Genomic DNA, 12,828 nt, shown 5'->3' on the forward strand with positions numbered 1-12,828 from the left:
CCTAACGTCAGCTGCTGAATAATGTAACCTTTGTCCCGTCCGTCAAAAAACGAGCGTTCCAGTTTCGCCGCCACCAGCATTTCATGCGTGCTGTCCTCACCATAATTGTGGTTATTGCGGTGCTCCAGCTCTAATGTGGTCTTATATAAATCGCCCAGCGTGGTGTAATATTGTGCACGGGCTATTCGTTCTACATAGTTACCCTTGTCTTTTTCATTACTGTAAGAAACTAATACCCCTCGCTTATCCGGCTCAAAGTCATAACGTAACTCGCCGCCCCACTCTTCCAAATCACTGCTTCGGGCTTTGGCAAACGATGAAAAGCCTTCCTGCTGCATCGAGTAATACCCTTTAAAACTCAGCGGAATATCCTCATCCGTAAAGTCATTAAAGTTGATGGTTTGCTCAACCTTCCATGCCGCACCTCGGGTATCGCCTGATAACGTCGTTTGATTAAACGATACACCACCATTGCTCGACACATAGATATCATTCATCCCTGCCTTGCTTTTCGCATACTCCACATGGGTATGTGTTCCTTGCGTCGGTCGTATTATCAGGTCTACCCCTTTTAATTCATACGTATCTCCGCTTGACTGGTCTTCATTGATATACGTCCCGCCAATTCGAACATGGTCGTTTAACCAGTGATAAGCACGACCACCAAACACTTTTTCGCTGTTAAAGTCAAAACCGTCTGAGTAATATTCATACTCCGCAATAATCCACACCGGGTTACCCCCTAACAGATTACCGCCTTCAATTATCGAGCTCCCCGTCTCACCCTGTGCCGTCATCGGCAGTGGCTTGGTTAAAAGTACCCGACCCTGAAACTGATTGACTTCATAGTCCACGCCTTCCGTTAACGTCCCGGTGCTCAGTACCCGACCCGTATTACGGTCACGTACCTCCATCGACAGCTTTAAACTCCCTTCGGTAATACGCTGATGTTTTAAAAAATACAAACTACCACCGGTCGAGGCTAACTCAACATGACTGCCTCGCGTTTCACCGTTCGATAAAAACACCGTCCCGTACGTGCGGGTGTCGCCATATCCGGTCACGCCTTCACTTTCATGAAACAATTGTGCACCGTATAAACTGCGGTTAAAGTTGGCAAACTCATTGCCCGTAATCTGCGTGTTATAGTTACCCCATAACCCGTAACTTTTCCCTTTCTCTATTTTGAGATAAAACTTCCCTTCCGTATCCACATCCCGTTCAGTGGTCGAACCATCACCGTAACTTGGGTAGTAAGCTTGCGGGTCGATTTCACGGATAAAACGGGTCGGGTCTTTTTCACCTAAATGACCGAACGCATTTTTCAGCCGGGTTTCCGTTGTGTCCAAATGGGCGGTAATGCGATAATCACCTTTGTTCGCTTTTAAATAAAAAGCAACCCGTCCATCCCAGCTTCCTTTGCCGCTATAGTGATGACTGTCAGCCTCTTCCAGTATGGATTGTCCGTCGCCACTGACATTGTTTTGCGCATACGTCACATCCACTATACCCACATAGAAAAGGTCATCTTCCTGCTCCACTACCAGCTTTTCCTGCTGTGTGTGGGTCTGACCCTGCTCATCCTGCCAGCTTAAATCAAACTGATACTCACCCGGCGATAAAATTATCTCGCGCATGGCTCGACCATTGTCGTCCACCACTAAGCGCTCACCATTGAGCTTCACTGCTTTTTTATCTTCCAGCCCCGCCATTTGAATGACCACTTTACGGTCTTGGGCACTGGTGACAATGCCCTGATGGTTTATTCGGCTTTCACCAAAGCCCGGTATCGTGCTGTCTGATTTTAATTGACCAAATAATAAATTCGACGAGCTGGATTGGAGGTTAGATTTGCTATAGGAAATAAAATCACTGTCGGTTTGTGCAATGCCATAACCTAATGTTTTAAAAAATGCTGCATAAACATTGTCTTTCAAACCGTCATAACTGGTGGTGGTTAAAATCGCTTTATACTCGCTGTCAATCGATAATGGCTCACCATTATCCGTTTCACCATTCCATAATACCGCTTCATAAGGACTGATATCACTAAAACGTAAGGTCTTTATAGGATATTGGTTGTCTAAATCTGATTGTCGATAAATGGTGATTTGATATTCCGCAATTTTGGTTGGATAGTTGGTGTAAACATAAAGCCCCATTGGTGTTGTAAATAATCCTTGTGAAGTTAACTTCACTTTAGGATTAAAGATACTTAAATTAAGCTTTTCTTTTGCATTAAACTCATCCCGAATAATGTTCAATTTGGGCACGTTATCCGTACCGGCATAAACACCATTTGAGCCGAGTAAAAAAGCAACACTTATCCCCAAACAAAGCGGATGTCGGGTCCAGTTATGTTTTTTCATCTAGTTTATTTCCTTTCTTTTAATAGCTATTATTTTTATTTATTGTTGGTTCAGTTAAATGTCTTTTATTAACATCTATACCGATTATCGTTTTAACTTAACATTTAATTAATAATTAATGATTTAAATAACATTTTAGTTTGAGACTTTTTGAGCTGACATAATACATTGATCGAATAAAACGATCAATAAATAATAAATATTTGCTTTAAACTATCAAAATATCATCAAAGTTAATATCTTTGTGTGTATTTTTTATACATTCTATCTTTTAGTTGAAATAAATTAGTTAGCAAATTGCTATCTTGCACAACATATTGACCTAAAATCTGAAAGGATGCCGTGTTAACACTATTTTTTAAAAGTCCATAATGCGCAACTGAGATTACACTGTATATATTGTTTATTGATAAAGGTTCCTTTATAACAGTATTAGTCTGTTCAAATAACGCTGTAACAAAATGGCTATTACTGAAAAACAATGTTTCTAATTGACGATAATGATCTAAATTAGGTTGCTGATATATCTTATTTTGAGAACCGACATTTTTAATCGGATAATTTGTATCTTTATAAAATCCCAAAGAAGCAAGAAATAACTTTTGTAAGATGAGTCCAGAATGGTAAATGTTTAAGTTCAGTTTTTCTGTTGTATTTATTTTATCATCAATAGATCTAAGCACGTTTAAGTTGGTCATTGTTTTAGCAAAAGCAAAAATTGATCCAAGCAAAATCCACAAACCTGTTATGAGATCAGAAAAAATACGGAACCGATTACATTTATTCATGAATTAGCATTTCCTTTCATTTTATTGCAACTCTGTTATTAAAATTAGGTTGATGACCTTAAACGATATAAAGAAAAGATAAAATTTACTAAAAATTTAATAGCTAAAACTTTACTATTATTTTCACTTATTCTAAGTTTAGGTTGAAACCGCATCAACTCCTTATTTGCTAAGAGTTGTAAGCGGTTAAACAGCAAATAAAACAGATTATTATCAATTTCAATTATCTTTACGGTAAGCTTTTTTTAAGAAGTGAAATTTAAGATTAACAAATCAAGGTTAATCATATAACTATTGTTTCTTTAACAAAGGCCATCATAATATCAATAAATCAATATAGTATGATGGCATGACTATAATATATTCTACCGATTGTCTAATATACTACTGACTTTAATAAGATAGTTGCGAGACTCTTGAGAAACATGCGAAGTAACCAATTTTCGATATACTTGTTGTGGAGTCATAGAATTGATAATGCTAATCGCTTCGTTACGATCATTAGAGAAGGTACGAAGTACACTACCTGCACCACCATTATAAGATGTTATCATTGCATATCTCAAAGAGATGGGATTATTAATTCCTGCTAGATATTTTGTTTTTAATAATGATAAATAAGCTGTACCCATATCAACATTATTTTTAGGATCGAGTAAAAATTGCCTGCTAGGTTCCCCTGATTTTCCCCGTAATGAAAAAATATCGCGTCCAGCAGTATGTTGTTGAACTTGCATTAATCCAAGCGCATCACTGCTACTTACAGCATAGGGGTTAAATGCCGATTCAACTTCCATAATTGCTAAAATTAATCGTTCATCAATAAGATAACGATTTGATGCTTCAATCACTAACGGTAAAAATTTTCTGGCGCGTTGATTAATATGATTAGGAACAAGTTTAATTTCAACATAAGTAATTTGATGAGAACCCGATGTGCGGACTTGCATATTATGAGCAAGAACATAGTCAGCAAAGTTATTGGCTCTACCACTCCAACGAATAGGTTGCATTTCTTGGTCAAGTACCTGATTGTACAAAAAAGGCTCTTGTGACTGATCCTGCCCCATTTTACCATGGCGAATAATATCATCTGGTTCTGGCATTAGTAACGTTGAAACAATAGCATCTTTTAAACTGATTATGGGCATATCAGAGAGAGTTTCTATCGTAATCACCCCAGAAACAAAGTTAATATGAACTCGCGTTTCTAAATTATCCTCATATTGAACATAATCTTTAGGCCCTGCAATAAGTACCTCTTTGGGCCCCCAAATTTGTTCAATATTATTAGCATACTGGCTGATTAAAATATTAAATGCATTGGTATCTTTAACATAATAATCTTCATTATCGAAATTTGCATTTTTACTAGGACAACCCGCTAAAAAACTTGCAGTAACAAATAATGTAATAATTTTTATGTTATTTTTCATGTGATTTCTCAATTTTGTGGTTTATAGCCATCAATAATGATATCTTCACCATCAAATAAAAATTTAACCATTTCATCTTCAATTTTTTTTCGATGTTCAGGATTCATCATATTGAGTTTATTTTCGTTGATTAACATGGTTTGTTTTTTAAGCCATTCTTGCCAAGCAAGTTTTGAAATTTCGTTATATATACGCTTGCCAAGCTCTCCCGGATATAGCTGAAAATCCAAACCTTCCGATTCTTCTTGTAAATAATGGCAAAATATAATGCGGCTCATATTAATCTTTTTCCAAATACAATTAAAAATATTCTCCAATTATAACTGAAAACAATTATGTAAAAGAAGAAAATTATTCGGTCGCTATCCTGCGCAAAACCTTCAAGATGAATTTTAATTCAAATTAAATGAATAATTATTTACTTTACTAAACCTCTATTTGGCATAAAATAGATTGCAACATGTCAATAAAGGTAAGGATGTAACAATGCAACATAACGTATCTCGAGAACTGTTTGATAAAGTCATTTTACCCGTTTATTCACCCGCACAATTTATCCCCGTTAAAGGTGAAGGTAGCCGGATTTGGGATCAAAATGGCGTAGAGTACATCGATTTTGCTGGTGGCATTGCAGTCAACGCTTTAGGGCATTGCCACCCAAGATTAATCAAAGCATTACAAGAACAAAGTCAAAAATTGTGGCATGTTAGCAATGTTTTTACTAATGAACCGGCATTAATGCTTGCTCAAAAACTAATTGACCATACTTTTGCTGATCGCGTATTTTTTGCCAACTCAGGGGCGGAAGCCAATGAAGCTGCGTTCAAACTTGCTCGCTATTATGCCACAAAAAAGTTTCATCCTTATAAAACTAAAATTATTTCTTTTTACCAATCTTTTCATGGACGCACTTTTTTCACGGTTTCTGTTGGTGGTCAAGCAAAATATTCCGATGGATTTGGCCCTAAGCCAGCCGATATCGTTCATGTTCCGTTTAATGATCTTAATGCGGTTAAAGCGGTCATGGATGATCATACTTGTGCGGTCGTCCTTGAACCGGTACAAGGGGAAGGCGGCTTAGCATCGGCTACACCTGAATTTTTAAATGGTGTCAGGTTACTTTGTGATGAATATAATGCCTTGCTGATATTTGATGAAGTTCAATGTGGCATGGGACGAACAGGTAGTTTATACACCTATCAACAATATAATGTGATACCGGATATTTTGACCTCCGCTAAAGCATTGGGTGGCGGATTCCCGATTAGTGCAATGTTAACCACCGATCAAATATCCTCTGTGATGCACGCTGGAGTACATGGTACCACTTATGGTGGTAATCCCCTTGCTTGTGCAGTAGGTTGTGAAGCGTTTGATATTATCAATTCACCAGACGTACTTTTAGGGATCGAAAAGCGTCGAGCAATATTTATTGCTAAACTGGAAGAAATTAATGACAAATTCAATGTGTTTAGAGAATATCGAGGAAAAGGGTTACTTATTGGCGCTGAATTACAACCCAAGTTTCATGACAAAGCTCGAGATTTTTTGAACGTCGCAACAGAATATAAGGTGATGATTTTAAATGCCGGTTCAAATGTATTACGTTTTACACCTTCACTGATTATATCAGAAGATGAAATCCAAGAAGGGATGAACCGATTTGCAAAAGCCGTTGAAAAAGTTGTCAATGCTTAAGTTTTTCTATACAGTAACAGCATTTTAATCGATTAAATGCTGTCTATGCATTTATAGGATACTTATTTATGTACGATATTCGACCATTAAATTATGCAAAAACTAAATTTATATTAAGTGCACCAGATATTTCACATTTACCTTTTGACGGTGGTGTAGAAGTCGCATTTGCCGGTCGCTCAAATGCAGGAAAATCCAGTGCGCTTAATACGCTGACTAACCAAAAAGGGTTGGCCAGAACCAGTAAAACACCGGGTCGGACTCAGCTTATCAATCTTTTTGAAGTCGAGCCTAATTGTCGGTTGGTTGACTTGCCAGGATATGGTTATGCGCAAGTGCCAGAAACAATCAAGCGAAAATGGCAAAAGTCATTAGGTGAATACCTACAAAAACGTGAAAGCCTTAAAGGTTTAGTGATATTAATGGATATAAGACATCCTTTAAAAGATTTAGATCAACAGATGATTGAATGGGCGGTATCAGTAAACATTCCTGTCATGTTGTTATTGACCAAAGCCGATAAACTGGCGTCCGGAGCGCTCAAAAAACAAGTTAATATGGTCAAAGAAGCCATTTTACCTTTTCAAGGTGATATTACGGTATCCCCTTTTTCATCACCAAAACGTATTGGTCTTGAACCATTAAAATGGCAATTAAACGAATGGTTTAACCAACAATAAAAGAGAAATTAATGAATCATCCTGCTTTTTCATTCCAAGCGTTATCCCCTGAATTCATTCTTGATTGTTTATTGTCTATCGGGATACGTGTTGATTCGGGTTTAATAGCGTTAAATAGCTATGAAAATCGCGTCTACCAATTCATGGATGAAGAGCGGATACGTTATGTTGCTAAGTTTTACCGTCCACATCGCTGGAGTCGAGAGCAAATTCTTGAAGAGCATCAATTTACCCAAGCATTATTTGATGCTGAAATCCCTGTTGTTACACCTGTAATAATCAATAACAGCACACTGCATGAATATCAAGGTTACTTGTTCTCGCTTTTTCCAAGTATAGGCGGCAGACAATACGAATCTGATAACATTGAACAGATGGAGTCAGTCGCACTATTATTAGGACGAATGCATCAAATTGGCGCCCAAAAAAACTTTATTTACCGACCGACAATTGGTCTTGAGGAGTACCTTTATCAGCCTCAAGAGGTACTTTTATCTTGTGATTTTATTCCTAAAAATATTCATTCAGCGCTTAGAACAAACCTGACACAATTGATTAAAGCTGTAGAACAACATTGGCATAATGATTGGCAATGCATCCGTTTACATGGCGATTGTCATATTGGTAATATTTTATGGCGAGACCAAGCCATACTTGTCGATTTTGATGATGCACGTAATGGCCCTGCAATTCAAGATTTATGGATGTTACTGAACGGTAATCGGCAAGAACAACGTCTACAACTTGATGCGTTAATAGAAATGTATCAAGAGTTTAACGATTTTGATAGTCAACAAATTAAATTAATTGAGCCATTAAGGGCAATGAGAATGGTTCATTATCTAGCTTGGATTATTACACGCAGGCAAGACCCCGCTTTTACTGCTGCTTTTCCTTGGATCACAGATGTTGATTTTTGGTATCAACAACTCAAGGAATTTGAACAGCAAACTAAAGCAATTTACTCACCACCTTTAGCATTGATGTCGGCATTTTGAGTTATAAACTCATATAAAATAAATTAGTTAGCAATGAATCTTGCCAATAATTCCGTTAAGTTAGGCGATTGTGCAATGAGTTTTTCTTTATGAGTCTTAGAAAGTTGTTTGACACGATACTCAAGCTTTAAAGCTGTGGATTTATCCCCAACATAAACTTGATAGACAAGCGTAAAATCTTGATGACCTTTCAAATATTTAGCACCTTGACCTGTTTGATGTTGATGTAAACGTCGACTAATATCAGTAGTAATACCGGTATAAAATGTTTGTTTGGCTGTTCTAATAATATAGAGAAACCAAACTGATGACTTATTTGGCATAGTAAACCATAGCAGTTAACGTATTTATCAATAATTTTCAATTATAAGAAAACATTTTAACCAGAGCAAAATTTTGATGATTATAATTAGGTTAGGTAAACGTGATAATTATCATCGTTTCATTTACTTTAAGATAGATAGTGTTTAAGATAAACCAATTATGTTGTTGTATGTTGGAGCCAAGCAATTTGAATAACTTTGCAAATATTATAGAAACTGAACGTGGTGATATGAAATTCGCTTACGTCCAAAATGATGAAATTGACTATCTTGAACTGTTTGATCACTTTCTGGCAGAGGAAGGTCATCATGAATTATTGGATCCAAGTGATCGTATTGAAAGATATACTTATTTAATTAATCATAACCAAAGCAAATTTATTTTTAAAATTGATGGTGGCGTTGAAAATCGTTTGGAACGTCGACTTATTGCCAAAATAACCGGTGATTTTTATTTTAATTTAATCCACAAATTAGCTAAAATTTCGCTGGATAAATGCGATATAGCTTATGAGCTTTATTTAGTCGCATTCGATAAAAAAACTAAACGCCACTATATGATTTTTAATTTTATTGAAGGTCGTTCGCTAACAAGGGACGAAATGAAATTACATGGCGAACAAGTCAAAAATTGTATCGAAAAACTTCATCATTATAATTTAGTCTCTAACGATGTGCATGGTGGTAATTTTATTTTAACGCCAGATGGCAAAATTAAAGCTATCGATTTAACAAATTCAGGGTTTATTTGGCTAACAAAAGCTAACGATGCCATAGAACTGCAAGAACGATTTAATATTAAGATTAAAGTTCCGGCTATGGCAATGGCAATTAAAAAATTTACCCATGGATTTAAACGATTATCACGAAAAATTCGTGGCAAAAAAGTTTAATATTATCTTAATGATGTGAGGTAATTATTTACCTCACTCGCATAACGTCTAAAATTGTTATTAATTTCCACATTTTTAACATTGGTTCTTTTCATTCAATTTCTAATATTAATTTATGGTTAATGTTTATCGATACGAGTAAACTAATTAATAAACCGTTTAACACCAATGAGGAGCTAGCCATGAAAGCGTTTATAATTTTATTCACTCTTGTTGCTGTGCTAACTGGCTGTACTTCGCCAAAAATGGCGTCGATTTATCAAACCCAAGGCGTCGAAATAGCACAAAACGCAGCGGGCGATGATATTCTCAATAAATATAGCAAAACAATACCAATCCAAAATCCTCATTCTTCATTGTCGCTGTGTATTGCACAAGAACTCAATAATGGGCCAGTTGTGCTAACAAACGAAAGTTATTTTGGATCACCTTGGTGGTATTCATACAACATCCCTAATCAACAATCGATCACAATTAATGGGGGGCAAACGATTAAGCTAGTTGAAGGCAATCATGTGGTTGCCAATGCTGTAACCGACTATCAATATAACGCTAAATATTTTGTCAGTTATACTTTAACGGCTACTCGCCATCAAAACAATATTGATTATCTATTTAGCAACATTAAACAGGCTCAACAATATACTGGTTCAACAGTAAACGATGGTTTTGAAAACGTTAAAACTTTACAACGCTCACATCCTGACCTAGTTATCGATGCACTAAATAAAGAAATCAATAAAATTCAAACTTGCTTATTAAAATAATAACAAGTTTTATTTGGATTAAATTTTTTTAAGTTTTGTTATTATTTTTTATAATCGGCAATGATAATCTTATTTAAATTACAATCCACTTTATTTGTTTACAATTTTTTATGTTTTAATTTGAAATATATCAAATTAAATTAGCGATATAACTAATCTGTATCAATTATTGCTTTTAATCATTTACTGCTTGGATATCTTTGTTAAAATAATAGTAATAAATGATGATTTCCTTTTTTATAAAACGATAATTATGCTATTACTTGAAATAAACGTTTTTAAACGGTGCTATTCCTATAAAGGATCGACTTCCAAAACAAGTTGTTTATTTTCAGTATGCTAGATTAAAAATATGAAAAAGTTTTTTTAACTATCTGTAAATGGTTTTTTTTAGTAAGATATTTTTTATTAGATGCGCTAAATTATTTTAGTCATATATTGCGTATGTTTTTTACAGAGCAAAAGATCATAATGGAGAGCATGAGGTTAGCCTATGCGTGATAATGAACCACAAATACTTTCGTCAATTTTGACGCAAGATCCGTCTTTATTGCATATTCAAGAAAGAATATATGCGTTAAAGAAATTATCTGATGTTGTATTTGATCTACTTCCTCCTCCGTTAAATGTTCAATGTCGGGTATCTAATTTTAGGCAAGGTATTCTCATTCTTGAAGTCAGTTCAGCGAGTTGGCTTACTCGACTAAAATATGAACAAAGCAATTTATTAACCGGTATTCGCAAAAACTTATTGCCATCTTTAGCATCTATTCAATATCGTATTAATCCTGATATTGCTACACCTTCATCTCAAAGGGTTAATCATTCGCCAAATGATGCTACAATGAACAGTACCATGACACAAATTAGTGCAACTTATTTATATGCATTAGCAGAAAATGCACCAAATAAACTAAAAAAACAATTGATTAAACTTGCTAACCATGCAAAATGATAACGAGTAAGTTTAGATTAATTTTATATAATCAGACTATATAATGTACAAGGAGTAATTTATGGAAAAAGACATTATCATCTATATTTTAATTGGATTAGTGATAGGCTTGATTGTAGGCGCTATTTTAATGAATGTGGTTAGTCCTAAAGCTCGTCAATATGCAAATACCAAACGAGAGCTTGATAAAGCACAAGAAGAATTGAAAACTCAAAAACAAATGATTGCACAACATTTTTCCCACAGTGCTGAAATCTTAGATAATATGGCTAAAGAGTTTAGACGTCTTTATCAACATATGGCAGAAAATTCGCAACAGATTATTGGTAGCGAAAATATGCCTAATCTTAGTCTTGATGAAAATAATTCTGACAGTAGCCCAAAATTAGTTTTAGAAAAGCAACCTAAAGATTATTCTGATAATCCTTCAAATTTATTTAAAACGGATGATCAACGGTCTTAATACGATTTCACTAGTAAACGCTAGTACATGTTTCTATTATTTTTAAATTATTCGAAAAGCGAGAGTTGTAAAATGAACAATTCAGTAAAAAAACAAAAAAAACTATTAAGTGTTATTGCTTTAAGTATAAGTATAAGTTTATCGATGTTTTCAAATGCTTATGCTGCTTTTCCATCGATACCTACCGATAATAATACTGAAAAACCAAGCTTGGCTCCAATGTTAGAAACAGTATTACCGTCTGTTGTTAGCATTAAAGTTGAAGGTGTTGCTCAAATGCAAAATAACATGCCAGAGGAATTTAGACGTTTCTTTGGTTATCCTGACAGTCAATCGAGAGCGTTTACTGGTCAAGGTTCTGGTGTCATTATTGATGCTGAAAAGGGATACGTGGTAACCAATAATCATGTTATTGAAAATGCAGATAAAATCATTATTTCTTTAAATGATGGTCATGAGTATAAAGCCAAATTAATTGGGAAAGATCAACAAAGTGATATTGCATTACTGCAAATTCAAGATGGTAAAAAATTAACTGCACTGAAACTTGCTGATTCAGATAAACTACGTGTTGGTGACTATGTTGTGGCAATTGGTAATCCTTTTGGAATTGGTCAAACGGTTACTTCTGGTATTATTTCAGCACTTGCTCGAAGTGGGCTTAGTATGAATGGTTTTGAGAATTTTATTCAAACTGATGCGTCAATTAATCGAGGCAATTCAGGTGGAGCCTTGGTCAATTTAAATGGTGAATTAGTTGGAATTAATACCGCAATTATTGCACCTAGTGGCGGAAATGTTGGTATCGGTTTTGCAATTCCGAGTAATATGGTGAAAAATTTAACTTCGCAACTAATTGAGTTTGGCGAAGTTAAACGTGGTGTATTAGGTATAAAAGGGAATGAATTAACTTCTGATATTGCAAAGGCGTTCGATCTTGAAATTCAAAAAGGGGCATTTGTTAGTGAAGTTATCGATGATTCTGCCGCAAAGGAAGCCGGTATTAAATCTGGCGATGTGATTGTGTCAATGGATGGAAAACCCGTTGATAGTTTTGCCGAATTACGAGCTAAAATTGCTACCGCTGGTGTTGGACGAACTGTTGAATTAGGTTTAATACGTGATGGCAAAAATTTAACCGTCAGTGTGAAATTAAAAAATAGCGACGAATCGACGACTGAAGCAAAATCTTTACACACCTCCCTTGATGGCGCCATATTGACTAATGGTGAAATTAAAGGACAAAAAGGCGTAATTATTGAGAGCATTGCTAAAAATTCACCTGCATCAAGTTTAAGTCTGCAAGAAGGCGACCTTATCACGGGTGTAAATAAAACACGTGTTAACAATATTGCGGATCTTCGTAAAATTATTGACAGCAAACCATCTGCCATTGCGCTAAATATTGTTCGGGGTGATAGCCGTTTGTATTTGATTTTACGCTAATTCCTAAATAAA

12 protein-coding genes and 1 pseudogene are annotated in these 12,828 nt (G+C 35.3%); 8 read left to right on the forward strand and 5 right to left on the reverse strand.

The window, feature by feature from the left end; all coding sequences use genetic code 11:
• From A9G10_RS11495 to A9G10_RS11510, 4 genes and pseudogenes are all read right to left on the reverse strand, one after another.
• Window positions 1-2,369: pseudogene (locus A9G10_RS11495) on the reverse strand (hypothetical protein); the annotation flags it as partial.
• 233 nt (window positions 2,370-2,602) lie between these two features.
• The gene (locus A9G10_RS11500; protein ID WP_065559649.1) at window positions 2,603-3,157 is read right to left on the reverse strand and encodes a hypothetical protein; all 555 of its coding nucleotides are present in this window, start codon (window positions 3,155-3,157) and stop codon (window positions 2,603-2,605) included.
• Window positions 3,158-3,522: 365 nt separating this feature from the next.
• Window positions 3,523-4,593 (reverse strand): membrane-bound lytic murein transglycosylase MltC, encoded by a 1,071-nt coding sequence (gene mltC / locus A9G10_RS11505; protein ID WP_065559650.1) that lies wholly within the window; start codon window positions 4,591-4,593, stop codon window positions 3,523-3,525.
• An 8-nt stretch (window positions 4,594-4,601) separates the two neighbouring features.
• Entirely contained in the window at window positions 4,602-4,871 is a 270-nt protein-coding gene (locus tag A9G10_RS11510) for an oxidative damage protection protein (protein ID WP_065559651.1), read from the reverse strand.
• A gap of 208 nt (window positions 4,872-5,079) precedes the next feature.
• On the opposite strand from A9G10_RS11510, the gene A9G10_RS11515 reads away from it, so the two are divergent.
• The 3 genes from A9G10_RS11515 to A9G10_RS11525 all read left to right on the forward strand — a co-directional run bounded on the left by A9G10_RS11515 (window position 5,080) and on the right by A9G10_RS11525 (window position 7,969).
• Entirely contained in the window at window positions 5,080-6,291 is a 1,212-nt protein-coding gene (locus A9G10_RS11515) for an aspartate aminotransferase family protein (RefSeq protein ID WP_065559652.1), read from the forward strand.
• A 68-nt stretch (window positions 6,292-6,359) separates the two neighbouring features.
• Window positions 6,360-6,971, forward strand: a complete 612-nt coding sequence (gene yihA / locus A9G10_RS11520; RefSeq protein WP_065559653.1) for a ribosome biogenesis GTP-binding protein YihA/YsxC — start codon at window positions 6,360-6,362, stop codon at window positions 6,969-6,971.
• Window positions 6,972-6,982: 11 nt separating this feature from the next.
• Window positions 6,983-7,969 carry a serine/threonine protein kinase gene (locus A9G10_RS11525; RefSeq protein ID WP_065559654.1) on the forward strand — a complete coding sequence of 329 codons (987 nt, stop codon included), beginning with the start codon at window positions 6,983-6,985 and terminating at the stop codon, window positions 7,967-7,969.
• A gap of 23 nt (window positions 7,970-7,992) precedes the next feature.
• Here the strand turns inward: A9G10_RS11525 and A9G10_RS11530 are convergent, their stop codons facing one another.
• Window positions 7,993-8,292 carry a GIY-YIG nuclease family protein gene (locus A9G10_RS11530; RefSeq protein WP_065559655.1) on the reverse strand — a complete coding sequence of 100 codons (300 nt, stop codon included), beginning with the start codon at window positions 8,290-8,292 and terminating at the stop codon, window positions 7,993-7,995.
• Between the two features lie 230 nt (window positions 8,293-8,522).
• Between A9G10_RS11530 and A9G10_RS11535 the strand changes: the two genes are divergently transcribed.
• The 5 genes from A9G10_RS11535 to A9G10_RS11555 all read left to right on the forward strand — a co-directional run bounded on the left by A9G10_RS11535 (window position 8,523) and on the right by A9G10_RS11555 (window position 12,816).
• Window positions 8,523-9,185, forward strand: a complete 663-nt coding sequence (locus tag A9G10_RS11535; protein ID WP_179855837.1) for a lipopolysaccharide core heptose(II) kinase RfaY — start codon at window positions 8,523-8,525, stop codon at window positions 9,183-9,185.
• A gap of 182 nt (window positions 9,186-9,367) precedes the next feature.
• On the forward strand, window positions 9,368-9,952 hold the full coding sequence (locus A9G10_RS11540) for a hypothetical protein (RefSeq protein ID WP_065559657.1): 585 nt from the start codon (window positions 9,368-9,370) through the stop codon (window positions 9,950-9,952).
• A 493-nt stretch (window positions 9,953-10,445) separates the two neighbouring features.
• Entirely contained in the window at window positions 10,446-10,907 is a 462-nt protein-coding gene (locus A9G10_RS11545) for a DUF721 domain-containing protein (RefSeq protein WP_065559658.1), read from the forward strand.
• 61 nt (window positions 10,908-10,968) lie between these two features.
• Window positions 10,969-11,370 carry a ZapG family protein gene (locus tag A9G10_RS11550; RefSeq protein ID WP_065559659.1) on the forward strand — a complete coding sequence of 134 codons (402 nt, stop codon included), beginning with the start codon at window positions 10,969-10,971 and terminating at the stop codon, window positions 11,368-11,370.
• 72 nt (window positions 11,371-11,442) lie between these two features.
• Window positions 11,443-12,816, forward strand: coding sequence for a Do family serine endopeptidase (locus A9G10_RS11555; RefSeq protein WP_065559660.1), 1,374 nt, complete (start codon window positions 11,443-11,445; stop codon window positions 12,814-12,816).
• Window positions 12,817-12,828: the final 12 nt, after the last annotated feature.

Source organism: Gilliamella sp. wkB308 (genome assembly GCF_001690185.1).
In the GTDB taxonomy this organism is placed as follows: Bacteria; Pseudomonadota; Gammaproteobacteria; order Enterobacterales; family Orbaceae; genus Gilliamella; species Gilliamella apicola_I.

Excerpts from the sequence above, each read along its gene's own strand:
- A9G10_RS11530 (WP_065559655.1), bottom strand. The coding sequence starts at position 8,292 with ATGCCAAATAAGTCATCAGTTTGGTTTCTCTATATTATTAGAACAGCC.
- A9G10_RS11555 (WP_065559660.1), top strand. The coding sequence starts at position 11,443 with ATGAACAATTCAGTAAAAAAACAAAAAAAACTATTAAGTGTTATTGCT.
- A9G10_RS11500 (WP_065559649.1), bottom strand. The coding sequence starts at position 3,157 with ATGAATAAATGTAATCGGTTCCGTATTTTTTCTGATCTCATAACAGGT.
- yihA (WP_065559653.1), top strand. The coding sequence starts at position 6,360 with ATGTACGATATTCGACCATTAAATTATGCAAAAACTAAATTTATATTA.
- A9G10_RS11550 (WP_065559659.1), top strand. The coding sequence starts at position 10,969 with ATGGAAAAAGACATTATCATCTATATTTTAATTGGATTAGTGATAGGC.
- A9G10_RS11535 (WP_179855837.1), top strand. The coding sequence starts at position 8,523 with ATGAAATTCGCTTACGTCCAAAATGATGAAATTGACTATCTTGAACTG.
- mltC (WP_065559650.1), bottom strand. The coding sequence starts at position 4,593 with ATGAAAAATAACATAAAAATTATTACATTATTTGTTACTGCAAGTTTT.
- A9G10_RS11525 (WP_065559654.1), top strand. The coding sequence starts at position 6,983 with ATGAATCATCCTGCTTTTTCATTCCAAGCGTTATCCCCTGAATTCATT.
- A9G10_RS11545 (WP_065559658.1), top strand. The coding sequence starts at position 10,446 with ATGCGTGATAATGAACCACAAATACTTTCGTCAATTTTGACGCAAGAT.
- A9G10_RS11515 (WP_065559652.1), top strand. The coding sequence starts at position 5,080 with ATGCAACATAACGTATCTCGAGAACTGTTTGATAAAGTCATTTTACCC.
- A9G10_RS11510 (WP_065559651.1), bottom strand. The coding sequence starts at position 4,871 with ATGAGCCGCATTATATTTTGCCATTATTTACAAGAAGAATCGGAAGGT.
- A9G10_RS11540 (WP_065559657.1), top strand. The coding sequence starts at position 9,368 with ATGAAAGCGTTTATAATTTTATTCACTCTTGTTGCTGTGCTAACTGGC.